The 25,104-nt window shown below is 50.3% G+C and carries 26 protein-coding genes; 17 read left to right on the forward strand and 9 right to left on the reverse strand.

Features of this window, described 5'->3' with window-relative positions:
* The first annotated feature begins 202 nt into the window (after positions 1–202).
* From CVU71_12200 to CVU71_12225, 6 genes are all read left to right on the forward strand, one after another.
* Positions 203–916 carry a cytochrome C biogenesis protein gene (locus CVU71_12200; protein PKN18266.1) on the forward strand — a complete coding sequence of 238 codons (714 nt, stop codon included), beginning with the start codon at positions 203–205 and terminating at the stop codon, positions 914–916.
* 13 nt (positions 917–929) lie between these two features.
* Positions 930–1,439 (forward strand): hypothetical protein, encoded by a 510-nt coding sequence (locus CVU71_12205; GenBank protein ID PKN18267.1) that lies wholly within the window; start codon positions 930–932, stop codon positions 1,437–1,439.
* 91 nt (positions 1,440–1,530) lie between these two features.
* Positions 1,531–1,737 carry a hypothetical protein gene (locus tag CVU71_12210; GenBank protein PKN18268.1) on the forward strand — a complete coding sequence of 69 codons (207 nt, stop codon included), beginning with the start codon at positions 1,531–1,533 and terminating at the stop codon, positions 1,735–1,737.
* A gap of 58 nt (positions 1,738–1,795) precedes the next feature.
* A complete protein-coding gene (locus CVU71_12215; protein PKN18269.1) occupies positions 1,796–2,614 on the forward strand; it encodes a hypothetical protein in 819 nt (272 codons plus the stop codon).
* Positions 2,615–2,660: 46 nt separating this feature from the next.
* Positions 2,661–3,389, forward strand: coding sequence for an MBL fold metallo-hydrolase (locus tag CVU71_12220; protein ID PKN18270.1), 729 nt, complete (start codon positions 2,661–2,663; stop codon positions 3,387–3,389).
* A gap of 35 nt (positions 3,390–3,424) precedes the next feature.
* Positions 3,425–5,110 (forward strand): energy-dependent translational throttle protein EttA, encoded by a 1,686-nt coding sequence (locus CVU71_12225; protein PKN18271.1) that lies wholly within the window; start codon positions 3,425–3,427, stop codon positions 5,108–5,110.
* A 156-nt stretch (positions 5,111–5,266) separates the two neighbouring features.
* Here CVU71_12225 and CVU71_12230 read toward each other — a convergent pair whose 3' ends face one another.
* Complete coding sequence (locus CVU71_12230) at positions 5,267–5,491, reverse strand: hypothetical protein (GenBank protein PKN18272.1); 225 nt, start codon at positions 5,489–5,491, stop codon at positions 5,267–5,269.
* Between CVU71_12230 and CVU71_12235 the strand changes: the two genes are divergently transcribed.
* Positions 5,490–5,906, forward strand: a complete 417-nt coding sequence (locus tag CVU71_12235; protein ID PKN18273.1) for a hypothetical protein — start codon at positions 5,490–5,492, stop codon at positions 5,904–5,906. The genes CVU71_12230 and CVU71_12235 overlap by 2 nt on opposite strands.
* A 7-nt stretch (positions 5,907–5,913) precedes the next feature.
* Positions 5,914–7,800, forward strand: coding sequence for a hypothetical protein (locus CVU71_12240; protein ID PKN18274.1), 1,887 nt, complete (start codon positions 5,914–5,916; stop codon positions 7,798–7,800).
* Positions 7,801–7,831: 31 nt separating this feature from the next.
* On the opposite strand, the gene CVU71_12245 is transcribed toward CVU71_12240, so the two are convergent.
* From CVU71_12245 to hflX, 6 genes are all read right to left on the reverse strand, one after another.
* The gene (locus CVU71_12245; GenBank protein ID PKN18275.1) at positions 7,832–8,734 is read right to left on the reverse strand and encodes a 2-ketoisovalerate ferredoxin oxidoreductase; all 903 of its coding nucleotides are present in this window, start codon (positions 8,732–8,734) and stop codon (positions 7,832–7,834) included.
* Between the two features lie 9 nt (positions 8,735–8,743).
* Entirely contained in the window at positions 8,744–9,943 is a 1,200-nt protein-coding gene (locus tag CVU71_12250) for a pyruvate ferredoxin oxidoreductase (GenBank protein ID PKN18276.1), read from the reverse strand.
* A gap of 5 nt (positions 9,944–9,948) precedes the next feature.
* Positions 9,949–10,263 carry a pyruvate ferredoxin oxidoreductase gene (locus CVU71_12255; GenBank protein PKN18277.1) on the reverse strand — a complete coding sequence of 105 codons (315 nt, stop codon included), beginning with the start codon at positions 10,261–10,263 and terminating at the stop codon, positions 9,949–9,951.
* A gap of 2 nt (positions 10,264–10,265) precedes the next feature.
* Positions 10,266–10,826, reverse strand: a complete 561-nt coding sequence (locus CVU71_12260) for a ketoisovalerate oxidoreductase (GenBank protein ID PKN18278.1) — start codon at positions 10,824–10,826, stop codon at positions 10,266–10,268.
* A gap of 114 nt (positions 10,827–10,940) precedes the next feature.
* Positions 10,941–12,887 carry a bifunctional metallophosphatase/5'-nucleotidase gene (locus CVU71_12265; protein PKN18279.1) on the reverse strand — a complete coding sequence of 649 codons (1,947 nt, stop codon included), beginning with the start codon at positions 12,885–12,887 and terminating at the stop codon, positions 10,941–10,943.
* A gap of 48 nt (positions 12,888–12,935) precedes the next feature.
* Positions 12,936–14,597 carry a GTPase HflX gene (gene hflX, locus CVU71_12270; GenBank protein PKN18280.1) on the reverse strand — a complete coding sequence of 554 codons (1,662 nt, stop codon included), beginning with the start codon at positions 14,595–14,597 and terminating at the stop codon, positions 12,936–12,938.
* A 523-nt stretch (positions 14,598–15,120) separates the two neighbouring features.
* On the opposite strand from hflX, the gene CVU71_12275 reads away from it, so the two are divergent.
* Positions 15,121–15,429: a hypothetical protein gene (locus tag CVU71_12275; protein PKN18281.1), complete on the forward strand. Its 309-nt coding sequence runs from the start codon at positions 15,121–15,123 to the stop codon at positions 15,427–15,429.
* Positions 15,416–15,694: a hypothetical protein gene (locus tag CVU71_12280; protein ID PKN18282.1), complete on the forward strand. Its 279-nt coding sequence runs from the start codon at positions 15,416–15,418 to the stop codon at positions 15,692–15,694. The genes CVU71_12275 and CVU71_12280 overlap by 14 nt, the downstream gene beginning before the upstream one ends.
* Before the next feature lie 358 nt (positions 15,695–16,052).
* On the opposite strand, the gene CVU71_12285 is transcribed toward CVU71_12280, so the two are convergent.
* Positions 16,053–16,727, reverse strand: coding sequence for a hypothetical protein (locus tag CVU71_12285; GenBank protein PKN18283.1), 675 nt, complete (start codon positions 16,725–16,727; stop codon positions 16,053–16,055).
* A gap of 263 nt (positions 16,728–16,990) precedes the next feature.
* Positions 16,991–18,862 carry a tRNA uridine-5-carboxymethylaminomethyl(34) synthesis enzyme MnmG gene (locus CVU71_12290; GenBank protein ID PKN18284.1) on the reverse strand — a complete coding sequence of 624 codons (1,872 nt, stop codon included), beginning with the start codon at positions 18,860–18,862 and terminating at the stop codon, positions 16,991–16,993.
* A gap of 287 nt (positions 18,863–19,149) precedes the next feature.
* On the opposite strand from CVU71_12290, the gene CVU71_12295 reads away from it, so the two are divergent.
* From CVU71_12295 to CVU71_12325, 7 genes are all read left to right on the forward strand, one after another.
* Positions 19,150–20,136, forward strand: a complete 987-nt coding sequence (locus tag CVU71_12295) for a TIGR01212 family radical SAM protein (protein PKN18707.1) — start codon at positions 19,150–19,152, stop codon at positions 20,134–20,136.
* Between the two features lie 57 nt (positions 20,137–20,193).
* Positions 20,194–20,820: an imidazole glycerol phosphate synthase subunit HisH gene (locus CVU71_12300; GenBank protein ID PKN18285.1), complete on the forward strand. Its 627-nt coding sequence runs from the start codon at positions 20,194–20,196 to the stop codon at positions 20,818–20,820.
* Positions 20,817–21,596 (forward strand): imidazole glycerol phosphate synthase subunit HisF, encoded by a 780-nt coding sequence (locus CVU71_12305; GenBank protein ID PKN18286.1) that lies wholly within the window; start codon positions 20,817–20,819, stop codon positions 21,594–21,596. Before CVU71_12300 ends, CVU71_12305 begins: the two co-directional genes overlap by 4 nt.
* A 122-nt stretch (positions 21,597–21,718) precedes the next feature.
* Complete coding sequence (locus CVU71_12310) at positions 21,719–22,600, forward strand: pyridoxal 5'-phosphate synthase lyase subunit PdxS (protein ID PKN18287.1); 882 nt, start codon at positions 21,719–21,721, stop codon at positions 22,598–22,600.
* Positions 22,601–22,635: 35 nt separating this feature from the next.
* On the forward strand, positions 22,636–23,286 hold the full coding sequence (locus tag CVU71_12315) for a pyridoxal 5'-phosphate synthase glutaminase subunit PdxT (GenBank protein ID PKN18708.1): 651 nt from the start codon (positions 22,636–22,638) through the stop codon (positions 23,284–23,286).
* Between the two features lie 66 nt (positions 23,287–23,352).
* A complete protein-coding gene (locus CVU71_12320; GenBank protein PKN18288.1) occupies positions 23,353–24,306 on the forward strand; it encodes a hypothetical protein in 954 nt (317 codons plus the stop codon).
* Positions 24,307–24,321: 15 nt separating this feature from the next.
* Entirely contained in the window at positions 24,322–25,104 is a 783-nt protein-coding gene (locus tag CVU71_12325; GenBank protein PKN18289.1) for a hypothetical protein, read from the forward strand.

A 25,104-nucleotide genomic window follows, 5' to 3' on the forward strand; every position in this document is an offset into this window, starting at 1 on the left:
TAACGAATGTTTTGTCGATGGTTCCTGCTCCGGTTTGAACGATATTGCGCGATTCCCGGCTGTTGCTGAAAAGACAGGTCGGAGTTTGATAAACCTGCGCTTTCATCTTTAGAGGCAACAGGCAATCCTTGCCTGCCGACATTTCGCCTTGACGTTTTTCCTCCTTGTCTATACATTTTGATGAAAGGATCTTGGAACGCAGATGATTGAAACTCTGATTAATAATTTATCCGCATACTTGCAGGGTTCGACCCTGCTGGCTTTTCTGGCGGCTTATCTGGGAGGGCTGGTGATCAGTTTTACGCCCTGCACGTACCCGCTGATTCCCGTGACGGTCGGATTCATCGGCGCCCAGGGAGCATCATCGAAGCTGCGCGGATTTCTGCTGTCCCTGTTCTATGTTCTGGGACTGGCGGTTACGTACGCCGTATTGGGGGCAATAGCCGCCTTAACCGGTAAGCTTTTCGGACAGATGCAGACAACCCCGCTGGTTTATTTTATCATGGCCAACATTTGTCTGCTGATGGGATTATCCATGCTCGATGTTTTCAAAATTTCGATCCCGATTCCGCAAAGAATAATGCAGTATTCCGGCGGGGGCAGGAAGGGATTTATCTCCAGTTTTCTGCTGGGCATGGTTTCCGGTTTTGTAATCGGCCCGTGCACCGCTCCCGTGCTGGGAGTGCTGCTTGGTTTTGTGGCCCTGAAAACTAATATTCTAATGGGCATCGGCCTTTTGTTCGTTTTTGCCTTCGGTATGGGGACGCTCCTGATTCTGGTCGGAACATTTGCCGGATTTATTTCTACCCTGCCGCGCTCAGGGGCCTGGATGATTATAATTACAAGGGTTTTCGGCGTTATTTTGATTGGCGCAGCGGAATATTTTCTGTATACTGCAGGCACGCTGTCTTTTTAGCAGAAGGAGTATCATGCGTAAAACCGTTACTGTTTTTATTTCTTTATTGATTGTGTTTATTTTTGTGCCGGTATCCGTCTTGTGGGGTCAGTATATCCCTAATGCGCCATTCAAACCGCAACACCCGGTTGCATCGGATTTCACGCTCAAGGATGTGCAGGGTAAAATATTCCGTCTGAGTGCTCAACGCGGCAAGCCGGTGCTGATTTTTTTCGGTACAACCTGGTGCCCCGGCTGCCGGGCAGAAATACCCAACTATAAGTTGATTCATGAAAAGTATTCTTCGCGCGGTTTGGAAGTGATTTATATCAACATCATGGAGCCGGCGAAAAAAGTGACGCGGTTTGTTCAGTCTTATTCCCTTCCGTACCGGACATTGCTGGATGAAGACGGTCGTGTGGCCAATGTATACCATGTGATCGGCGTCCCCATGATCATGCTGGTGGATAAAAACGGCTATATTGTTAAAACCGGCCACAGTTCCTCAGAGATGCCGCTCGACAAGGTTTTGCCGGCAAAATAAAGCCGCGCACAAAGGCAGGTCATGGATGGCAAGACATTGTTTGCCGCCCGGGTAAAATAATGATAAATATGCCTCCGAAAGGGAGGGATGAGTGGTGCAGGATAACTGGCTTGCCAACTTTACAAAGTCCGACACAGACCGCTGGATTGGCGGTGTCTGCGGCGGTTTGGGGGAACATACCCCTGTTCCATCCTGGGTATGGCGTTTATTTTTCACGCTGCTGGTTATTTGTTTCGGGACAGGGTTCTTCATCTATATTCTGCTTTGGATTTTTGTTCCGCAAAAGACATCAGCCTGATCATCAGGACCAGAATAAAAATAAAGGTGAATTCCGTTAAAAAGGCGATAATTGTTTATTGAGGATTAAAATTGAAAATCTGGCGCTGGATAAAATCCGGCCCGAAAAAATCCGCTATCCCTATCCTTTGCTCTTTATTCATGGCGCGGGCGGAACAAGTCAATACTGGAAGAATTATCTTCCGTATTTTGCAGAGAAAGGTTGGGAAGTCTTTGCCATGAATCTGCGCGGCCATTTCCCGTCTGACCGGGAAGAAGCGCTGGTGCAGGTGACGCTGGAAGACTATCTGGATGATGTGGAAAAAGTCATCCGTCAGCTGGATATTAATCATTGCGCGTTGATCGGTCATAGTCTGGGCGGATTGATTGCCCAGAAAACAGCGGAAATGATCGACTCGATTAAAGCGCTTATCACCATAGCCAGCGCACCTCCGTTTGGTGTTGCTGCGCTGGACGTGAATATGGAGGTGAATAGTGATTTGCCCTATTCCGGGGCGATCTTCAAAACCATGTGGGGAATGATGAACATGAAACCGGTCAAGCCGACTTTCATGATGGCGGAAAAAACGGTTCTGAATAACATTGCGCCTGATGAACGGAAGACGGTTTTTGACATGTTTGTCGCCGAATCCCTGTATGTCGGTTACCAGGTAGCGCAGGGTTTTCCCGTCTACCCGTCACAAATTGTGTGCCCGAAACTGGTGATCGGGTGTGCTAAAGATGTGCTGGCTCCGGCATCCATGCAGAAGAGTTTGGCCGATTTTTTACAGGCGGATTATATCGAATATGAGCAATTTGCCCACCTGCCCATGCTGGAGACAGGCTGGGAAAAATCGGCCGGTGATCTGGCAGCGTGGCTGCATCAAAAGGTGGTGTAAAGCGCGGAATCCGGCGGCTGACTGACCGACAGGCCACGGGCGCCGGATGAAAGGCTTAAAGGAAAAGAATGATCAGAGTAACCAGATTCAAAAGAAGAAAGGGTTCGAGATGAAGTTTCAAGATGATATTTATATTTATGAATGGTCAAATTATTTTGACAACAACTGCAACAGCTACTATATCGGCGGCGGTGTTCAGGCGCTTATTGATCCGGGTCTGACGCGCTATCTGCCCGATTTGCTCAATCAGATGGCAAATGACGGTATCAAGAAGAAAGATATCAAGTACGTAATCAACACGCACTCGCATCCCGATCACTTTCAGGGCTCCGAACTTTTTGATCAGGAAAAGGTAAAGATTGCCCTGCATCGCAAGGAAATGGATTTTCTCAAAGGCACCGGCGGCGAACTCTACGGTCTTTTCGGCATGACCGTGCCGCAAATGCAGATCAACATGCAGCTGGAAGATGGCAGGCTTGAACTGGGCGATCAGATATTCAAGGTCATTTCCATCCCCGGCCATACACCCGGCTCCATCGGCCTTTACTGGCCGGAAAAGAAGGTTCTCTTCGCCGGCGATGTGGTATTTCAGCAGAATGTCGGCCGCACGGATTTTCCCGGCGGCAACGGCACATTACTGAAAAAGAGCATCGTCACACTATCCGATCTGGACATTGAACTGCTGCTGCCCGGACACATGGGCATCATCGAAGGGCACGACAGGATTCAGGACAATTTTAATATTATCATTCAAAATATTTTCCCCTATATTTAGGGGCGGGATAACAGTTCGGGAGGATCAATCATTTCATGGCCAATGAAGGAAACAAAGTTATTTACTCCATGATCGGAGTCAGCAAGATCTACGAAAAGAAGCCGGTGCTTAAAGACATCTATCTGTCTTATTTCTACGGCGCCAAAATCGGCGTAATCGGTTTGAACGGATCGGGCAAGAGCTCGCTCTTAAAGATTCTGGCCGGCGTTGACGAGGAATTTCTGGGCAAGACCATTCTTTCCCAGGGCTATACCGTGGGCTACCTGGAGCAGGAACCGCGTCTGGACGAGGCCAAAACCGTGCGCCAGATTGTGGAGCAGGGCGTGCAGTCCACCATGGATGTGATCAACGAATACAACGCCGTCAATGAAAAATTTGCCGAGGACATGTCGGATGATGAAATGACCAGGCTCTGCGACCGGCAGGCGGCCCTTCAGGAAAAGATGGATGCCCTCGATGCCTGGGATATGGATTCACGCCTGGAAATGGCGATGGACGCCCTGCGCTGTCCGCCGGGCGATACGCCGGTGAAAATTCTTTCCGGCGGTGAAAGACGCCGCGTCGCCCTGTGCCGCTTACTGTTGCAGAAACCGGATATTCTGCTTCTGGATGAACCGACCAACCATCTGGATGCCGAATCCGTCGCCTGGCTGGAACACCATCTGCAGAAGTATGAAGGCACCATCATTGCCGTGACGCACGACCGCTATTTTCTCGATAACGTAGCCGGCTGGATTCTGGAGCTTGACCGGGGCCAGGGCATTCCCTGGCAGGGCAATTATTCCTCCTGGCTTGAGCAAAAGCAAAACCGTCTGAAAAATGAAGAAAAATCCGAAGGCGCCAGAATCAAAACCCTGGAGCGGGAATTGGAATGGATTCGCATGTCGCCCAAAGGCCGGCATGCCAAATCGAAGGCGCGCATCAATGCGTATGAAGAGCTGCTGGGAACTACCCAGGAAAAGGAATCCGGCACGCGTGAAATCTTTATTGCCCCAGGCCCCCGCTTAGGCGATCTGGTTATCGAAGCCCAAAACGTCAATAAAGCATTTGGTGAAAAGCTGCTCGTGGAAGGGATGACTTTTTCATTGCCGCCCGGCGGCATTGTCGGCGTCGTCGGTCCCAACGGCGCGGGCAAGACCACGCTGTTCCGCATGATTACCGGCCAGGAAAAACCGGATGCCGGAACCATCCGCATCGGTGAAACCGTCAAGCTGGCCTATGTTGACCAGAGCCGTGACGCGCTCGATCCCGATAAAAATATCTGGGAAATGATTTCCGACGGTCAGGACATTATTCCCATCGGATCGCGGCAGATCAATTCACGCGCGTACGTATCGCGATTTAATTTTTCCGGCACCGATCAGCAGAAAAAAGTGGGAACACTCTCCGGCGGCGAACGCAACCGTGTTCACCTGGCGCGGATGCTCAAGGAAGGCGCCAATGTTCTGCTGCTCGACGAACCCACCAACGATCTGGACGTCAACACGCTGCGCGCGCTGGAAGATTCATTGGAAAGTTTTGCCGGTTGCGTCGTCGTCATCAGCCACGACCGCTGGTTTCTGGATAGAATCTGCACGCACATTCTCGCGTTTGAGGGCGACAGCAAAGTGCTTTTCTTTGACGGCAACTATTCCGAATATGAAGAAGACCGCAAAAACAGACTGGGCGCCGCCGCCAGCCAGCCGCACCGTATCAAATACAGACAATTGACCAGACGGTAAGGGGAGCGGAGAACACACCGCGAAAGCGCAGGTCGTTCCGCCGACCCCGTCAACCCAATTCTGCTGATAGCATTCATGCCGCCGACCCTTGACGGTGGCATGAATTTATTAATTTTTCATTGACATACAGATTCGTTCTTCCTATACTCTACCCCGTCAAAAGGAATTTTCCTTCGATTGAGGGGAAGCACAGTGACACATCAAACCGATAAAAAGTTGAAATTTTGGAACAGTGCCTTCTGGCCGTGCGGAAAACAATGGGAGCAAGGCAGAACTTGCTGCGTCCGGGGATACCGGCTTTTTCAGTTCACATAAAACATCCTGAATTAAAAATATGAAAAGAACAAAAGGAACATCAACGATAATTTTTTTGATTGCCATGAGTCTGGTTTTTCTTTCTTCCTGCGCCCTTTTTGACAAGCAGACGCAGAAAGATGCTCAGGGACCTTCCGGGACAACTCCCTCAGCATCGGAAGAAGTAAAGTCCCGTCAAAAAGCAGAGCCGCAGGATGCAAGGGAATATCCGAAAAAAGCCCCTGCCGTGCGCCAGAAGCACCCGGAACACAAGAAGGATCCGGAGCCGAAGACTTCTCCGGCCGATGAATCACTGGCCGGCCAGCAAAAGAAATACTACAATGACGGGCTCCGCTATTATACGCAGGCAAAATATCATGAAGCAAAAGCAGCCTGGCAGGAAGTGATTAAGAGGGGACCAAAAACTAAATTAGCCGCGAAAGCCCGGAATTATATAGCAAAGGCCGATCAAAAATTGAAATATCTGGAACAAATGAAATGAGTGGCCGATGAGCAAGGACAGCACCACGGAAAAAAGTGAAAAACCGGTCGACGTTATACCGCCTGAGCAAAGTTTGCCGGATAACCTGAACGCGGCGGCGCCTTCCGTTACCAAGGCCCTTGCGACAAGAGAAAGCAAATCCCTGCCCGCCTTGCAGGCTTACACGAAATTTTCTTTTTTTGTTTCCTCCATGAGTATCCGGTATAAAATTGCCGGCGCTCTTATCCTGGTGCTGGTGCTGGCTATTGCCTCACTGGGCATGGTGACGTTTTCCCATCAGAAACGAATTCTGGAAGAAGAAATTAAAAAGCGCGCGGGGGTTTTTGCCCACCAGCTGGCCGGGGCCGGTAAAGAAGGCCTCATGACGGAAGATGACCTTTCCGTTTTCGCTACCATTAAAAATATTCAGAAAAATACCGGCGTCGTTTATGCCATGGTGGTGGATAAGAGCGGCGCTGTTTTCATGCATAATGTTTTAACGGAAAAAGGAAAAATACTGACCAGCCCTCTGGACCAGAAGGCGATGGAGGCCCAGCAGCTTTTCTTTCAGCAGACGAAATACAACAATGAGCCGATCATGGATGCGGCCGTGCCGATCTGGGTCATCAACCAGGACAAAAGTATCCGTGTCGGGACGGCCCGGATCGGGCTTTCCGAAAAAGAATTGCAGGATTCCATTGCCAAACAGAAACTGAATTTTTTCTGGATATCCCTTGTTTTTGTGGCCATAGGTCTTTTAATTGCTTTCGCATTGGCGAAGGTGCTGACCGGACCGATCTACACGCTGGCCGTCGGCATGCAGATTGTTGCCGCCGGTGATTTGAATCAGCAGGTAAAGGTTGCCTATAAGGACGAGATCGGCAAGCTCACCGAGTCCTTCAATCAGATGGTTCTCGGTCTGCGGGAAAAGCTCTACATGGAAAAATACCTTTCTCACTCCACATTAAAGAGCATCCGTAAGGTTCGTGACAAATCCGACCTGAAACTCGGCGGAGAAAGAAAATATGTCACGGCGCTTTTTTCCGATGTCCGGGGATTTACCTCCATGTCGGAAAAGATGAGCCCGGAAGAAGTCGTTGAAGTCCTGAACATCTATCTCAACATGCAGGCGATGATTGTTACGAACCGGGGCGGTGTGGTGGACAAGTATGTGGGCGATGAAATCATGGCGATCTTTGAAGGGAAAGGACAGGAGGTCAATGCCGTCCGGGCGGCAATAGAAATTCAGACTTTCTGCCGGACGCTCAACTGGGCAAGGGCCAAACTCGGCAAAAAACAGATGAATGTCGGCATCGGACTCAACAGCGGCGATGTGGTTATGGGAAACATGGGTTCTCAGGAACAGATGAATTATACCGTCATCGGTGATAATATTAATTTAACGGCACGCTTGTGCAGTGCCGCCCAATCCGGTCAGGTTGTGATAAGCAAAGTGACCGCCGATGCATTAGGCAAGGAAGCAACGCTCAAAAAGCTGGAACCGATCGCAGTCAAAGGCAAAGAGAAAATGATCGATATTTTTGAGGCGTCCGCTATTACGGGAGTCTCCAGAGAAGCCCTGCGCCGCAATATTTTTATGGAAGCAAAGTACCATCTGGAGGGGCTGGCTGATGAAGTCAAAACCGCTACGGTGAGAAATCTGGGGGCGGGCGGGTGCCTGATAGAATCTACTGTTCCGCTCGGAACCGGTTCACAACTGGTGCTGCATATTAATGATAAAACGCTGAAGCATTTGAATGAAGTCAAAGCAACCGTCCGCCACGCGCGGAAAATAGACGACCGCTATTATATCGGCGTGAACTTTGAAGGGTTGTCCGAAACTGCGCAGGCTTCCATTATTGACTGGGTCCACCACGTCAATTCCGAAATCCAGGCGACCGCGGCGGTAAATTGATCCATAAATTTTAAATCATCCCGGATGAGGATCACTCATCTTTTTTATAATACCCGGCCCATTTTTCATCAATCTGTTTCTGAATGCCGTCGATTTGCGCATCAGACAGAATTCTGAAGCGGGACTGCGCGCGGAAATACTCGCGCACTGGCGTAAGCTTATGTTTTTCAAGCAGTTTTTCAGAGGCGGCCGTCAGTTTGAATTCACCGTTGACGATTTCATAGAGATCATAATAGCCGGTTTCCACGGCAAGCCTGCCGATCTTGATGCCGAGTCGCGGATCGTAACCCCATCCGGGCGGGCAGGGGATGTGGATATGGAAGTATTTGGTGCCCGGCATATCCTTGCACTTGATAATTTTATCGTAAAGATCCAGCGGATAGGAAGCGGAACAGGCGGCTACATAGCTTAAGTGATGCGCCGCCATGATGGCCGGGACGTCTTTCTTCTGCTGCAGCTTTCCCTTGAACGGCGTGTTGGCCGTGATGGCTCCAATCGGTGTGGTGCCCGAGCGCTGTACGCCGGTGTTCATGTAGCCTTCGTTATCGTAGCAGAAATAGATGAAATTATCTCCGCGTTCCGCGGCGCCCGAGAGGGCCTGCAAACCGATGTCGCTCGTTCCGCCGTCACCTGCCCAGGCGGCGACTGCGGTGTGGTCATTACCCTGCGCTTTGAGCGTGGCGAGAATTCCCGTGGCGGCGGCGGCCGTCGAGGCGAAGGTTACATTCAGACAGGGAAGCTTCGTCGAGGCAACGGGGAAAAGCCCCTGAAGCACGGTAAGGCAACTCGGCGGCACCACCAGGATGGTATCTTTGCCCAGGGCCTTAAGACCCACTCTGTAGGCGATCGCCAGGCCGCAGCCGGTGCATGCCCTTGTTCCGGGGTGAACAAATTCTTCCGTCGGTAAACTTAAAATGGTTGTTTTAACCTGCATGTGGTTCTCCTATAGCTTAAGCCCGATCCAGGTGGGCTCTTTGGAAACTCTGCCTTGTGTCGCAGCTTTGAGGTTTTGTGTCAATTCTTCGGTTCGAATATCCCGTCCGCCGATTCCCACGATAAAGTTCTGAACGGCGGGCAGTGTGCCTGTGGAGGCGAGATGCTCATAAAGCGCGGACTTTAGATCGGAAGCCAGCGCGCCTTCATACCCGTAGCTCAGCGCTTTTTCAAAAACGATGACGCCTTTTTTTCCTTTCAGGGCATTGGCGATGGCCTCATCGGGGAAAGGCCTGTAAAAACGGACACCCATTACGCCCACTTTGATGCCTTCTTTTCTTAACGCGTCAACCGAAACCCGCAGCTGATAGGTTAGTGAGCCCAGGCCCACGGCAATATATTCCGCGTCATCGCATCGATAAGGTTCTAAATACGGGTCGCCGCCCCTGCCGAATATTTCCGTAAATCTTTTTTCCGCTTCTGCAGCGACGGCAAGCGCCGCCCGCAGCTCTTCGTGGAGCAGATAGCGGATTTCCATATATCCATGGGCCAGCTCACCATGAACATCCATCCGCACATCCGGCAGGGTTACGGTATTGAGATTGGCGGGATCCTCAGGATTCAGGGCGTACTCCGGTTTGAACGGAGGAAGAAACGCGTCGACCTGTTTCTGATCCGGCACGTCAAACGGCATATAGGTATGAGAAAGAATGTACCCGTCGTAGCACACCATGATCGGGATGCTGACTTTTTCCGCCAGCCAGTAGGCTTTGATAACCGTGTCGATAATCTGCTGGTGGTCGGCGCAATACATCTGTATCCAGCCGGTATCACGTTGTGAAATGGAGTCCTGCTGGTCATTCCAGACATTCCAGGGAGCGGAAATCGCCCGGTTGACCACGCACATCACAATGGGCAGTCTGGCGCCGGCCGCCCACTGGACCTGTTCATGCATGTAGAGCAGGCCGTTGGAACTGGTTGCCGTGAAAGCTCTGGCGCCGGTCGACGATGCGGCAATGCAGACGGCGAGTGCGGAATGTTCACTCTCGACGGGGATGTATTCGGACTTCATTTCACCTGCTTCAACAAACTCGGAAAGCCTTTCCGTGAGGGGGGTCTGCGGTGTGATGGGATAGGCCGCGATAACATTGGCACGGCAAAGTTTGACGCCCAGAGCTGCTGCTACGTTTCCATTTTCTATAATATGCATGGCGCTTAATCCTTATCCTTGTCTTCTTCGGTGAATTGAGCCTCGTCGACCATGGTAATGGCCTTGGTCGGGCATTCCTCGGCGCAGATGCCGCAGCCTTTGCAGTATTCCAGGTTAACCGTAGGCGGTATGGTTCGGGAGATAACGATTTCCGGGCAGAACAGCCAGCAGATAAAGCAGGCTTCTTTATTTCTTTTGCAGGGGATGCAGAGGCTGCGGTCGAAGACCGGCCGCTCGACTCTCCAGGAACCCGTTCTTCCGCCGTCTCCCGGACCGTTTTCACTGTGTGATGTTTTTCTTCGGTAATTTCTGGTTCCCATTTTCAACCTCCCGTCACAGTTCGTTCATAGGCAATTTTGGCAGCCAATGAATTCTTTTCGGGCTTTCTTGTATTGAATTCTTCCTCAATCCCTTTGATCAGGACATCGATTCCCAAAAGATTTGTTGCTTTTTCCAGCGATCCGATAATCCCGGTGTTGACCATACCGTGAGGAAGTCCCGCTTCAACGGAGATAGCCGTGATATCCGCCGTGGCCAGCTTAAAATTTTTAAAGTGATAGGACTCAAAAGCCATCGGCGTATTCAAAACAATAATGCCGCCGGGTTTGAGGCCGTGGGTCACATCAGCTTCCTTGAGCAGCAGATGGTCGAGGACAACGACGACATCGGGGGTTTCGATGGGCGATAAATCATAAATCTTTTCTCTGGATATCGTAAGAGAGGTCATAACCGGCGCCCCTCTGCGCTCCGTACCAAAGCTTGGCGCCATAACGACTCCCGCATAGCCGGAGACGAAGGCAGCCCCGGCAACAATCTTGGCTGCCGTGATGGCGCCCTGTCCGCCCCGTCCGTGCCAGCGGATTTCAATAAATTCCTTGTTCATTTAAAAAACCTCGGGTGTTTAGGCTGTAGGTGATGGTCATAAGGAAAGACTGCTGTTACTTTGAACCTCGTACCACGCATGCCCCTTGGGGGTATGATCCTTTAACCTTTATTTTTATCCTTTTTTCGAATGCTTTCTTGCTTTCATTATTACAAAAAACACAACAAATAACAACATGACAATGCCAATCCCTGTTACAACCAGGGTTGGCGTCGTTGCTCCGGAAACAAGATTGCAGGGATTGAAACTCGGCGCCTCGACAATGCGTCCGAGTTTGTCTCGGTACTTTTCAGGAACGTCCGGAATGCCGTTGCCATTGGTATCCGGGAAAGACCGGACGTATTGCATAACCCCCTGCCATTGTTTGATCTCCTGAACGCCCGGCCGGGATTTGTTGCCGTCGATTATGGCGGCTGACAGCTTTTGTATGGGGGCGCCGTTTTTATCTTTCGGTACAATCTCCAGCAGAGAATAGGTAAACTTTCCCACGCTCTTTAAAAACGTGGCATTGTAAATATTGGCGGCCACGCGGTAGAGCTTCTTATTGGATGCGCTGTAGTCGAGCGGGGCATAACCTTCCTCTTCGCTGCCGATTTCCATGGCCGTTACCCGATCGAAAAGCATCCGGTGCGGATTGTAGGTGAAGCGCAAACCGGAGATTTGCAGATAGTAGTCGTCATTATTTTTCAGCGGTCTCACGCTGGTCGGAATTTCCAGAGCTCTTTTGATTTCATAGCCGTAAAGATAAAAACTGATCAACGGGTAACCCATGGTATTGTCAGGCCCAATGCCCAATGGAATGGTCCGGAATAAATCGCCCACAGTGATTTTTCCGGTTTTACCCGCCACCAGGTTATCACGGATAACGCCGTTGGATTCGACGGCCACCAATACACGCGTCGACGGATCATTCGGGTCCGAATCCGCCTGATTAACCGTCCAGCGGATGGCATCGGCCAGCAGATTGCCCAGCGGCGATTCGCGGGCGGTCTTGGTCATATCCCATTTTGTTTCGGCAATCACTTTGTCGTAAGACAGATTCATCGCTGCAAGCAGCCGCGAATCGATCGTCTTTTTAAAGGAGTCAATCATCGATTGAATCTGCCGGTCACCCGCTATGGCACTGTCAATCGCAACAGGTGTGTAGTTCTTCACACGGACTTTGCCCTCGTTTACGATCAGATCGAGAATGCCTACCTGTTGTCCGTAGCACCAGGCCTGAACAATAATGGTGTCGTTCACCCGGATTGTTTTGTCCAGCTTTGTGTGCGTGTGCCCGCTGATAATAACATCAATACCAGGGACGTTTTTGGCGAGGAGGATGTCTTCCGATTTTTTGGGGTCGTCCCGCAGTCCGCCATGCGAAAGGCAAATAACGATATCCGCTTTTTCCCGATGACGCAAAATATCAACCATTTCACGCGCCGTTTCAGCAGGATCACGGAAGGTCAGTGGTTTGGCAAAAGGCGATACGTCTTCGGCATCCTTGCCAAGAAGGCCGAAAATGCCGATTTTCCGGCCACCCAGTTGTAAAATGGTATAGGGCGTAACCCCTGTATCGGAAAAAGTGTCTTGAAGCTCAGCCAGCACAGGCTGTTTGCGGTCGAAAATTGCATTGGCCAGAACGATTTTAGACATGCCGCCTTTAGCCTTGGCGGTTTTCAGAATAGCGGCCAGTCCCGCAGGCCGGAGATCAAATTCATGATTGCCCATGGTGATGACGTCGTAACCCATGGACTTAAGCAGCCGGAGTTCGAAGGCTTCTTCGCGGATCAGCATATGGAAGAGTGACCCCATTGTATAATCACCCGCATCAACCACCAGGACGGGATTAAGTCTTTCTTTTCTGGTATTTTTGATGACGGTTGCGACGCGGGCCCAGCCGCCCAGGGTTTTATCGGCATGGACGTTGAAGGGTTGATAGTCGATTTCCGGCGAAAACCCCTGAAAATGAGAATGCATATCATTGGTATGCACGATCGTGAGCAACTGTTCCGCAGCGAGGCTGCCGGAGGCACATAAAAGCGCCGTTAAAATGATAAAAACACGAAGATATTTCATAAGCCGATACCATGATCAGGTTGTATTTTGTAGGTTACACCTGACGTCTTACGCCTCACTACCATAATTTCCGTGTCCTGAAAAGTTTGTATTAGGCAGTGCTTTTTCTATCTTTTCCAGGAGCACGGAAAGCGATGTTTTATCCAGGGCTGATACGGCCACGGCATCGAAACGACGGCTCAAGGTGGCCAGCATTTCCTTATCGGGAAAGCGATCCGCTTTGTTAAAAACACGAATGACTGGTTTGCCTGCGATTTCCAGGTCTTCCAGAATTTTTTCGACAGCCGCCATCTGTTCTTCAAACTGGATATTGCTGACATCAATGATGTGCAACAGCAGATCAGCGTCCTGAAGCTCGTCGAGCGTCGCCCGAAAAGCGCTGAACAGCTCCGCGGGCAGGTTGCGGATAAAACCGACCGTGTCGGTGATAATGGCTTCCGTGTCGCGCGGAAAACGGAGCCTCGCGCTTTTGGTATCCAGCGTGGCAAAAAGCTTGTCTTCCGCCAGCACCGCGCTTTGGGTCAGAGTGTTGAGCAGTGTCGACTTGCCCGCATTGGTGTAGCCCACAATCGAAATTACCGGCAGGCCCGATCTTTCCCGCCGTCCCCGCCGCTGACCGCGCGATTTGGTGATCGTTTTAATGTCTTTTTCCAGACGATGGATGCGTTCGCGGATCCGGCGGCGGTCGATTTCCAGTTTGGTTTCGCCGGGGCCCACGCCGCCAATGCCGCCCGCCAGTCTGGAAAGCGACGTATCTTTGTGCATCAGCCTGGGCAGCAGATATTTAAGCTGGGCCAGTTCCACCTGAATTTTTCCCTCGCGGCTGTGAGCGCGGCGGGCGAAGATATCCAGGATCACCTGGGTGCGGTCGATAATTTTCAGACCGGTGAAATCACTGATGGAGCGGACCTGGGCGGGCGTCAGTTCATGGTCGAAGATCAACAGATTCGCGCCGATTTGCGTGGCCCGCAAATCGATGGCCGCAAGTTTGCCCCGGCCGACCAGATATTTCGGATCGATCTGAGGACGGTATTGAATCTGCGTGTCGAATACCGCAACGCCGCAGGTTTCGGCCAGTTGCCGGAGCTCTTCGAGCGAGGCTTCGGCGCCCGCGAGGGGATTTTTTTCCACCCGCACCAGGATGGCTTTTTCCGCGGCGTCAATTTTGCGAGTTTTCTGCTGTTTGGCAAACTCATCTTCGAGTGCGGAGATGAAGGACAGAAAGTTGAGATCAATCCGGTGCGGCTCCTGTGGCTCGTGGATCAGCCAGTAATCGCCCTGCGGATTTTCGGGAATCAGATGCGCCCAGAACAGTTTGCCGGGCGTTCCGTCTTCATGCACCTGGAGCGCTCCGATCATGTCCAGACGCAGATGCGATAAATCGGTTAAGTCTTCCGGGGAAAGTTCTTCATCAGCGAGATGGGTATGAATAAGCCGCAGGCCTTTAAACCGGGTAGAGGCCGCGCGGTAGGCGTCAAGATTGGGAATCATGATGCCTTTATGATCCCCGAGGATGATGATGACAATTTCACCCTTGCGGTTGATGAGAAGCCCGATTTGCCGATTGAGTTCACTGGCTAGAAAAGATATTTCCCGAGCCAGATCATTGCTGATCAGGCTTTCCGGCGGGATGCCCCGGCGGTACAGACGTTCCAATGATTTGATTTGCTGCGCGCCCAGTCCTGATGTGTTGCCGAATATTTTATTGATGTTACGCCTTCCTTGATATCATTAATTATCTATGAAGGAGAGGCTATCATACTTCGTCTGACTGTGTCAAAAGGCAAAACAGATGAGGAATTCGGGGAATATCCTTTTCGTTTTCTGAAAGGTGCGGCAGTTGAAGCGGCATGCCATCGCTCAGGATGCCCTCAACTGTGGCTCTAAGGCTCATGGAGCGTGAGCGGTAAACTCGCCTTCGGTTCAAACAGTTCATCCATTCTATTCCAATTTTAAATCAAGATGATATCGCGGCGGCCAGGAGGAGGCGACGAGGCGTATTACATATACGTTGAGGAAGCCGACGACGACGCCAACAAAGATAGCGCTTGATTTAGAATTGGAATGCTTCATTTTGCCATGAGCCACGACGTTTCGGGCAATTCACTCATGTCATCCCGCTTCAACTGTCGTTCTTTTTGATGTCCAAGACATAACAAGCAAAAAAGGTATGAGGATTTTGGAGATCGGATTCCAGCTTGACAATTGTATATGATAACAATATACTTTAGCCATGGATATCAAACAGCTGCTCAAGGCGACGGGTTTTGAGTGGGATAAAGGCAACATTGATAAGAACTGGATTAAGCACGGTGTTTCGCCGTCGGAATGTGAACAGATGTTTTTCAATCAGCCGCTTGTCATTACCGACGATGATATTCATTCGGAGCAGGAAGCAAGATGGTATGCGTTGGGAAGAACCGATGCCAACCGTCTGCTGTTTGCAGTCTTCACCATGCGAAAAGATCGTATCCGCATCATTTCGGCAAGAGATATGAGTCCCCGGGAAAGGAAGGTGTATCAACAATATGAAAACCAATAAACCGAAATTCAAAACTGAAGCCCAGGAAAGAGAGTTCTGGGGCAAGCACGATTCGGCGGATTATATCGACTGGAAAAAAGCTAAGAAGGTTACACTTTCGAATCTCAAGCCTTCCTCAAAAACCATTTCCATTCGCTTGCCGGAAATAGTCCTTGAAGAACTCAAGATGCTCGCCAACAAACGAGATGTTCCCTATCAGTCGCTCCTTAAGATATTTCTGGCGGAAAGAATAGCTGAAGAGTTGCGCAATAAATCCGCTGCCTGAAATTTTTGCCAGCACAACGCCGAATGATCAATTTTTTTGAAGATAAAAGTATCTGAAAGGTGCGGCAGTTGAAGCGGCATGCCATCGCTCAAAATGCCCTGCAACTGTGGCTCTAAGGCTCATTGCGCGACAGCCGAAAACTCGCCTTCGGCTCAGACAGTTCGGCTGTCTGATGCTTCATAACGCCTTGAGCCACGACGTTTCGGGCATATTCGCTCACGGCATCCCGCTTCAACTGCCGGGTTTTATTTTTTGAAACCGACGACCTATTGTTGAAAGGCAATTGCGATCTCTTTAATGCCTAACGCAGGGATCGGTCGGAACCAAGCATTGGCTAGATTACTCATTAGAAGTTTATCTATTCTACTTTTCGTTCTCTTAAACCTTCCTCATATCTTTTCTTGATTTCTTCCGGTGATAAAGCTCTGTTGTAAAATTGACCACCCTTCACAACGGCATTTGGTTGTTTCACTTCTTGACCCGTTGCAATAGAAAACCACTTTGAAATTGTTATTTGTTTACCGCCGTAATACCAGCTATAAGATACTTTATAACTGTCTGTACCAGCTATGAACATATTAGACGGTATGGGTTCATAAAGTATTTTGTATTCAATTCTTGTTTTAGGCTTAATGTTTTCTATGTAAAACTCAATATTGTTCTGCGACGTTGAAGTGTTGCTACCAACTATCTTTTTTAGTGAAGTCCTGGCTTCAGTAACGGAATTATTGTCATGAATATTTATGATTTTGCCTAGAACGGGTAAATCCAATGAAAGTACTTCTAAAGGTTTCGATGCTGCTATGCCGACCAGTAATTCATTTCTTTCTTTTTTAACAGTTACTTCCACTGATGGTGTCGATATTCTCTGATCTGTAAAATCTACAATAAGATTAATAAACAAACCCCCAAGTGCGACAATAATTACAACGATAGGCTTTGAAGGATCAAAGCGTTTGGAAAGCATTGTTACTGGTAGCAATATGACAAAAATAAGTGCGACTTTAACTAGGAGTAATAGCCATACGTCCATTTCTTAGACTCCTAATATACAAATTTCTTTTTTCCCGATTATTTATTATCAACTTAGCACATGTTATTTCTTTGAAAAAGAGGAATATGCCATGATTATAATTAACTATCTCTTTTCACGGATCCACATGTTTGGTGGCTGTTCAAAAATGATCAGATGCAAGGCGCAAAAAACGAACCGCGAGGTGTATATTGATATACATTGAGCGGGGAGGTTTGCAGCGCAACGCAGCAGACGAGCGTTCGTGTGCCCTTTAGGGTATTTCAACAGCCCCCCAGTTCCTGCTTTTTCATCATGATCAGCACGGCGGAGATGGCGCCTTCGGTCATGCCGGGGATGCGCTCCATCTGGCCGATGGTGGCGGGAGCGACGCGGGTGAGTTTGGTGCGCAGTTCGTTGGAAAGGCCGGGAACAGCCGAGTAATCAAAGCCCGGCGGTATTTTCTTTTTTTCCTGATCCTTTAATTTCTTCGTCGCTTCGAACTGCCGCTTGATATAGCCTTCATACTTGATTTCGATTTCAATCTGCTTTTTAATGAAGGGATCATCCTGCGGTTCCCAGCCGGGAACTCCGTTTAAATCGTCATAAGCGATTTCATATCTTTTCAAAAGGCCATGCAGGTTTGTGGCCTGGGTCAGCGGCGTCGATTGCCGCCGGGTCAACGTTGCATTGATTTCCGGCGATGGTTTAACGGATACGGATTTAAGATGGGTAATGCCCTCACCAATCCGCTTCATTTTATCCTGAAGATCCACATAGTGAGCGCGATCAATCAGGCCCAGCTCACAGCCCTTGCCCATCAGGCGGATGACGGCATTGTCTTCCCGCAGAATCAACCGGTATTCGGCGCGCGAGGTAAACATGCGGTAAGGTTCATCCACGCCGCGTGTGACGAGGTCATCGATCATGACCGCCATGTAGGCTTCGGAGCGATCCAGAATAAAAGGCGGCGCGCCTTGCAGGGAGCGGGCGGCGTTGATGCCGGCCCAGAGGCCCTGGGCCGCCGCTTCTTCATAACCGGATGTGCCGTTGATCTGACCGGCCAGATACAAGCCGGAAATTAACTTGGTTTCCAGAGTAAGCTGAAGCTGGCTGGGTTGAATGAAATCATATTCGATGGCGTATGCGGGACGCATGATCTCGGCCTGCTCCAAGCCGCGTACGCTATGGACAATCTGATATTGCAATTCCAGGGGGAGCGAGTTGCCCAGGCCCTTGGCGTAAACTTCCTGCGTGTCGAGGCCTTCGTGTTCCAGAACAACCGGATGGCTCTGGCGATCGGCAAAGCGCATGACTTTGTCTTCCAGCGAGGGGCAATAGCGGGCGCCGATCCCTTTAATGGCCCCGGAATAAAGTGGAGAATGCTGAATATTGTCCCGAATCACCCGATGGGTTTCGGCGGAGGTGGCCGCAAAATAAGAAGGCAGGCGTTCGGGCCGCAAGGCCTTGGTGGTAAAGGAAAAAGGCTCAGGCGCGGGATCGCTGTCCTGACGCTCCAAGCAGGAAAAATCGATGGAGGAAGCGCGCAATCTGGGCGGCGTACCGGTTTTCATCCGACCGACTTCGAAGCCGAGCGCCTTCAGTTGATTGGCCAGACCGACGGAGGCCAGTTCACCTGCCCGTCCCGACGGTGTTTGCGATGTGCCGATATGCACCAGGCCGTTGAGAAATGTTCCGGTGGTGATGATGACTTTTTTGGCGCCATAGAAAAAGCCGCTCGAATCCAGTGCACCGGTTACCCTGCCGTCTTCAATGACCAGAGACTCCACCATGGCCTGACGGATATGCAGATTCTGCTGATTTTCGACTACCGCTTTCATCGTCAAACGATAGAGCTGTTTGTCGCACTGCATGCGGGAGGATTGAACAGCAGGGCCTTTGGAGGCGTTGAGCAGACGGAAATGGACGGCGGTTTTGTCGGTAACCTTGCCCATTTCGCCGCCGAGGGCGTCAATTTCTTTGACGAGCTGGCCTTTGGCCAGTCCCCCGATCGCCGGATTACAGGACATCAGGGCGATGGAATCCAGGTTAATATTAAACAGCAGGGTTCGTAAGCCCATGCGTGCCGCGGCCAGCGCCGCTTCACAGCCGGCATGCCCGCCGCCAATTACCAGGATGTCGTATTGATCTGCCAAGTTACCCACTCCTCAAACCAGCTGCTTGCGATTGTCATGAATCGATGTTAATCCTTAAAAGGCATTATGCAATGATTATGATATTGTATACAGTATGTCATTTCGAAGCGCAGCGAGAAATCTTAATGATCGTGATCAATATAAGATATCTCCCGTTGGTCGATATGACAACACTTTACTGAAAACGTAATACCAGGTTCTTTAACCCATTTCACTTGCTCAAAGCCAATTCAACTAAAGCTTTTTTCTGAAGCTTTTCCTTGAAAAGGCCAAGTCTTAGTGATTTTATTAGTATTACGGCACGAAAAACACAACATAAAAAAGAGGCGGCTTTGGCCAAACCGGATTTCTGGAAAAACGATAAGCGGTATTACGACCTGAAGAGTTACTGGCGCAACTTGTTCGGGTGTAATGTCCACAAGCTGGCGATTGACGCGGGCTTTACCTGCCCCAATCGCGACGGCCACGTGGCCACGGGCGGCTGCATTTACTGCGACGGCAGAGGATCGAAGTTGCGTAAGCTCGGTGCATTGCCATCCGTTGCGGAACAGATTGCATCCGGAAAACAATACTACAAGCCGTCCGCGTCCAAATTTATCGGTTATTTCCAGACCTTTACCAACACTTACGCGCCGGTGCAAAAATTACAGGCCCTGTATGATGAAGCACTGGCCGAGGAGGATGTGATCGGTCTTTCCATCGGCACAAGGCCGGATTGTCTCGGGCCGGATGTCATTGAACTGTTGGGCGGATACGCTAAAAAACATCATATCTGGGTGGAACTGGGTTTACAGTCGGTTCATGATAAAACTCTGCAAGTCATCAACCGGGGGCACGATTATCAGCAATTTCTGGATGCGGTGAATGCCCTTTCCGGGCAAGGCCTGAACATTTGTGTCCATATTATTATCGGTCTGCCGGGTGAAAGTGACGAAGATGTGCGGATGACAGCCAGGACGCTGGCTGCCCTGCCGATCAACGGCATTAAAATTCATTCGCTTCTGGCGCTTGGAGGCACCCGCCTGGGCGAACTATACAAACAAGGCTCGATCCCCATGATCACAAAGGACAAATATGTATCTTTGACCGCTGATGTGCTGGAAGTTTTGCCACCCGAAATGGTCATTCAGCGCCTGACTGCCGACGGTTATCGAGATATCTTCCTGGCGCCTGCCTGGGCGGGCAACAAATTGGATGTGCTGAATTCTATTAACAAAGAACTGGAACGACGGGATTCTTATCAGGGGAAGTGCCATCTCATCCATAAAGGATGAAATAAGTATTGGAAGTTGAGCATAAAAATTGCTAGAAGACCTGTGGAAATGAATACTATGATTGCAATTATTAATTATAACGCCGGAAACATTACAAGCGTTGCCCGGGCATTGCACAGCATCGGGCAGGATTTTGTCATCACGGATGATACCCGGAAGCTCGAAGCGGCATCGCATGTCATTTTTCCGGGTGTGGGCGCGGCAGGCGAAGCAATGGCTTACCTGCGGCAAAAGGGGCTGGACGAGTGGCTGAAAATCTGTTTTCAGTCCGGAAAGCCGATCATGGGCATTTGTCTTGGCACACAGATTATCCTGAATCAGTCAGAAGAAAACGACACCGACTGTATTGGTCTGGTCGCCGGCGTGACGAAGCGCTTTCCTGAAAATCTGCAGGCGGCCGGCCGGGCCTTGAAGATTCCGCACATGGGCTGGAACAGTGTTGCACTGAAAAGCAATCACCCGGTGTTTGAGGGTATCGATCCTTTGGCGGAATATTACTTTGTCCATTCCTACTACCCTGCTCCGTCTGATGAAGCAGCGGTTTTGGGCACGACCGATTACGGTATGAACTTTTGTTCGGTCCTGGCGGTAAAAAATCTGGTTGCCATGCAGTTTCATCCGGAAAAAAGCGGCAGGCCTGGGCTGCAGATCCTGAGAAACTTCTGTGCGTGGAGGCCGCGATGATTTCTAAAAGAATAATTCCCTGTCTGGATGTGCGGGACGGCAAGCTGACCAAAGGGATTAAATTTAAAGGAAACGTGGATATCGGTGATCCCGTGGAAGTGGCCCGTGAATATTACGAGCAGGGTGCGGATGAAATTGTCTTCTATGATATTACCGCATCGTCCGATAAACGCAACATTATGATTGACGTGGTCCGGCGTGTGGCCGAAACGATTTTCATTCCCTTTTCCGTGGGTGGCGGCATCCGCAACCTCGACGACATGCGCAAAGTCATCGGGGCCGGTGCGGAAAAAATAAGCGTCAACTCCGCGGCGGTGCTTGAACCGGATATTATTACGCAAGGCGCCCGGGCGTTTGGCAGTCAGTGCGTTGTGCTGGGTATGGATGTTCTGAAAGTAGCCGTAAGCGGGCAAACACCATCGGGTTATGAAATTGTCATTGAAGGCGGCAGGAAGCATACCGGCATTGATGCCCTTTGGTGGGCCAAAGAGGGAGAGCGCCTGGGCGCGGGAGAAATTTGCCTCAATTCCATTGATGCCGACGGCATGCAGAACGGCTATGAAATTAATTTAACAGCGCTTATTTCCGACAATGTTCGTATTCCCGTGATCGCCTCCGGCGGTGCGGGCAAGCCGGAACATCTGGCGGACGTCCTGACCACGGGGAGAGCCGACGCGGCGCTGATTGCTTCCATGGTGCATTACCGGACTTATACGATCTCGCAGATTAAAACTTATCTTCACGATCAAAAGATTCAAACCCGAATGCTCTGGTAGAAAACAATTATTATACTTGACGAAATATGATTTGTATTCTTAGAATCAACGGATTAAAATAGTTTATATTCCCGCAAAACATGAGAAGGTATATTTAAAAAAAGTCAGGAGGCGTATAGAAAGTGGATGCAAAAAGATATGAATTAAATGTCCAGTTGGCGCAAATGCTGAAAGGCGGCGTCATTATGGATGTCACCAATGTAGAACAGGCCAAAATAGCGGAAGAAGCAGGAGCCGTAGCGGTTATGGCGCTGGAACGCGTGCCGTCGGATATCCGCAAGGACGGCGGAGTGGCCCGTATGTCCGACCCGGCCATGATTGCTGAAATAAAAAAAGCGGTCTCGATTCCGGTCATGGCCAAGGCGCGTATCGGTCATTTTGTCGAAGCACAGCTGCTGGAAGCCCTGCGGATTGACTACATTGATGAAAGCGAAGTCCTGACGCCGGCTGATGAAGAATGCCATATTGATAAGACGAAATTCTCTATTCCGTTTGTCTGCGGCGCGCGCAACTTAGGCGAAGCGCTGAGAAGAATTGCTGAAGGCGCGGCGATGATCCGCACCAAAGGCGAAGCGGGAACAGGCAATGTCGTGGAAGCGGTGCGTCATATGAGAACCATGAACCGTGAAATCCGCCAGGTTGCTCAAATGCCGGTGGAAGAAGTGACCGGATTTGCCAAAGCAAACGGTCTGCCCTATGAACTGGCGCTGAAAGTAAAAGAACTGGGACGCCTGCCGGTCGTCAATTTTGCCGCAGGGGGGCTCGCGACACCGGCCGATGCGGCATTGATGATGCAGCTGGGCTGTGACGGCGTTTTTGTGGGTTCCGGTATTTTCAAATCCGCCGATCCGGCCAAACGCGCGCGCGCCATCGTTAAGGCGACCGCTTATTTCAACGATCCGCAAAAGGTTCTGGAAGCGTCCATCGGTTTGGGCGAGGCTATGCCGGGCCTGGAAATCGGGCAGATTCCGCCGGAACAGATTCTGGCAAAGCGCGGCTGGTAATTATTGTTATGTCAGTGCATTTGGTTAAACATCAACTGGGAGTTATCGGCGTTCTGGATTTGCAGGGCGGTGTTCACGAGCATCTGGAACATCTGGAAAGGCTGGGACTTCCTTACAAGCGTGTCAAACAGGCGGCTGATTTTGCCGGTCTGATAGGCTTGATCATTCCCGGCGGCGAAAGCACCTGCCTGGCGCGGCTTCTGACCATTTTTGATCTGAAAGATGTTATTCTTCAACATTACAATCGGGGCATGAAGATCTGGGGCACCTGTGCCGGGGCCATATTGCTGGCCGATAAAGTAGTCGGCGATCCATCCTGTCTGGGCCTCATCGATATGGCCATCGAACGCAACAGTTTCGGCAGCCAGCTGGACAGCTTTAAAGCGGAAGCCCGGATTCCGGCTGTTTCCAACGAAACCATACCGCTGATCTTCATCCGCGCGCCGAAAATTCTGAGCGCCGGTAAAGATGTTAAGATTCTGCTCCGGATGGATGATTATATTGCTGCTGCGGAAACGGATGGTATTTTAGTCACAGTTTTTCATCCCGAATTAACCGGTTGTCTGGCATTTCACCGGTATTTCGCTTTGAAATGCGGCCTGAATTGTGATGCGGAAAACGCCTCAACCGTCAATCAGGACTGGAAGAATGTCAGTTGGATGAAGCTGGCGCGCATTGCATCGTAACCACGGTATTTTAAATTTAAACTAAAGTGATTGCGAAATTTTCACTGCTAAGATATGTAAAAACGCATGGACGTTAAATTTATCAATCCTTTTATATATGGTACGATGGAAGTCATGGAAAAAATGGCTTTTATCAAGCCGGTTGCAGGAAGGCCCTTTGCCAAAACAAATGAAGCCGCCTGTGGGGACGTTTCGGGCATCATCGGCATGACGGGCGACGCGACAGGATCGCTGGCCATGAGTTTCAGCGAGTCCTGTATTATCAATATTGTTTCCAAGATGCTGGGAGAAAAAACCACTGAAATAAACAGAGAAGTCCTCGACGCAGTGGGCGAGCTCACCAATATGATTTCCGGCTCGTCGCGCAAGCTCATGGAAAAAGATGATTTAAAAGTTTTTGCAGCCATTCCAACGATTGTTTTCGGCAAAGCCCACACCATTTATCACATTATCAAAGGCCCCAGCATTGTAATCCCCTTTGAAACTGAAGCGGGTCAATTCGTTATTGACGTTTGTCTGAAATCCAATATCAAAGCAAAACAGGAAGAAGTGGAACCCGAACAGAAGGCCGCGTTTAATCCCACCATCTTCGGCAAACCCTCCACGGGATTGTCACCCAATGCCGCATTTGATCCGAAAGCTCATAACCCGGCTGTTTTCGGTAAACCGTCCATGCCCAAAGCGGCGCCGGACATCCTGCAGGAAAAAATTGACAAAGATTTGACCAGGGCCATTCCCGTTGAACATAAGAACGCAGCGGAGCGCCTGGAATATTTGCGAAAAGTCCTGGTGGAAACCAATGCCACCCGCGACGTAATTATGAAGCAAATGAAGGAACAGCCCTTCATGGAATTCACGCAGAGACAGCGTTACAAAAAAGCGCTGCCCGCCTATGATGCAAAAATCAAGAGACTGAAGCTGGATATTTCGGCGGCGGAAACTATTTTAAAGATGTCCAAGGATGATCTGGAAAATCCAACCATTAAACCGCATTTTCAGCACTACCCCAACAAAAGCTGATTTTGATATCCTCTCATGTCTGTAATCAACTTAATTGAAGACACTTTTTTTGCCAATGCCCGCTACTGGGGCGGACTCCATCGTTTTCTTTATCACAGCGGCTCGATCTGGACGATGAAGACGGGTATCGCATCCGCCGATCTTAACATGGCCTGGAATGAAACCCCCCTGACGGCAGACGATTCCCGGACGATTCTGAGTATCAAAGAGGATTTCCGGAAAGCAGCGTTGCCTTTCTGGTGGTGGGTATTTCCCAATGCAAAATCGCCGGCGACCATCGATATGCTGGCGGCCGAAGGTTTTTCGCTTGTCGCCAGCATTCCGTCCATGCTGGCGGATTTGAGTCTGCTGCCGGATGGGGAATCCCGCGATACGGCTGTTACCGTCAGCCAGGTCGTAAATAAGGAAGATCTGGAGTTGTGGAAAGAGGTATCCTTTGCCGGATTTGATTTCCCCGTTGAAACGCGCGATCAGTATGACCGCTTCACCCGGGCATTTAATCTCGGCCCCGATGCTCCGCAAAAAATATTTCTGGCTTTTTTTAATGGCAGGCCGGCAGCTACCTCTATGTTGTTTCTGGCCGAAAAAGCAGCGGGTATTTATTTTGTCACGACGCTTGCCGAACACCGGAAAAAGGGAATCGGCCTGGAATTGACGCAAGCGACCATGCGCTTTGCCAAGAAGGCCTGCGCCCGCTTTGCCACACTTCAGTCCTCACCGGACGGACTCAGGGTCTACGAACAGGCGGGGTTCCGGGAACACTGCCGGGTGGACGTTTACAGCCCGGACGCTGCCTGA

This window comes from Deltaproteobacteria bacterium HGW-Deltaproteobacteria-6 (assembly GCA_002840435.1).
Taxonomy (GTDB): domain Bacteria; phylum Desulfobacterota; class Syntrophia; order Syntrophales; family Smithellaceae; genus UBA8904.

What these genes read in the sequence shown, in the direction of transcription:
- CVU71_12200 (PKN18266.1), top strand. Translation starts at nt 203, where the DNA reads ATGATTGAAACTCTGATTAATAATTTATCCGCATACTTGCAGGGTTCG.
- CVU71_12325 (PKN18289.1), top strand. Translation starts at nt 24,322, where the DNA reads ATGTCTGTAATCAACTTAATTGAAGACACTTTTTTTGCCAATGCCCGC.
- CVU71_12275 (PKN18281.1), top strand. Translation starts at nt 15,121, where the DNA reads ATGGATATCAAACAGCTGCTCAAGGCGACGGGTTTTGAGTGGGATAAA.
- CVU71_12255 (PKN18277.1), bottom strand. Translation starts at nt 10,263, where the DNA reads ATGGGAACCAGAAATTACCGAAGAAAAACATCACACAGTGAAAACGGT.
- CVU71_12285 (PKN18283.1), bottom strand. Translation starts at nt 16,727, where the DNA reads ATGGACGTATGGCTATTACTCCTAGTTAAAGTCGCACTTATTTTTGTC.
- CVU71_12250 (PKN18276.1), bottom strand. Translation starts at nt 9,943, where the DNA reads ATGCATATTATAGAAAATGGAAACGTAGCAGCAGCTCTGGGCGTCAAA.
- CVU71_12305 (PKN18286.1), top strand. Translation starts at nt 20,817, where the DNA reads ATGATTTCTAAAAGAATAATTCCCTGTCTGGATGTGCGGGACGGCAAG.
- CVU71_12245 (PKN18275.1), bottom strand. Translation starts at nt 8,734, where the DNA reads ATGCAGGTTAAAACAACCATTTTAAGTTTACCGACGGAAGAATTTGTT.
- CVU71_12260 (PKN18278.1), bottom strand. Translation starts at nt 10,826, where the DNA reads ATGAACAAGGAATTTATTGAAATCCGCTGGCACGGACGGGGCGGACAG.
- CVU71_12205 (PKN18267.1), top strand. Translation starts at nt 930, where the DNA reads ATGCGTAAAACCGTTACTGTTTTTATTTCTTTATTGATTGTGTTTATT.
- CVU71_12220 (PKN18270.1), top strand. Translation starts at nt 2,661, where the DNA reads ATGAAAGGCTTAAAGGAAAAGAATGATCAGAGTAACCAGATTCAAAAG.
- CVU71_12230 (PKN18272.1), bottom strand. Translation starts at nt 5,491, where the DNA reads ATGGCAATCAAAAAAATTATCGTTGATGTTCCTTTTGTTCTTTTCATA.
- CVU71_12300 (PKN18285.1), top strand. Translation starts at nt 20,194, where the DNA reads ATGATTGCAATTATTAATTATAACGCCGGAAACATTACAAGCGTTGCC.
- CVU71_12280 (PKN18282.1), top strand. Translation starts at nt 15,416, where the DNA reads ATGAAAACCAATAAACCGAAATTCAAAACTGAAGCCCAGGAAAGAGAG.
- CVU71_12235 (PKN18273.1), top strand. Translation starts at nt 5,490, where the DNA reads ATGAGTCTGGTTTTTCTTTCTTCCTGCGCCCTTTTTGACAAGCAGACG.
- CVU71_12265 (PKN18279.1), bottom strand. Translation starts at nt 12,887, where the DNA reads ATGAAATATCTTCGTGTTTTTATCATTTTAACGGCGCTTTTATGTGCC.
- CVU71_12320 (PKN18288.1), top strand. Translation starts at nt 23,353, where the DNA reads ATGGACGTTAAATTTATCAATCCTTTTATATATGGTACGATGGAAGTC.
- CVU71_12225 (PKN18271.1), top strand. Translation starts at nt 3,425, where the DNA reads ATGGCCAATGAAGGAAACAAAGTTATTTACTCCATGATCGGAGTCAGC.
- CVU71_12240 (PKN18274.1), top strand. Translation starts at nt 5,914, where the DNA reads ATGAGCAAGGACAGCACCACGGAAAAAAGTGAAAAACCGGTCGACGTT.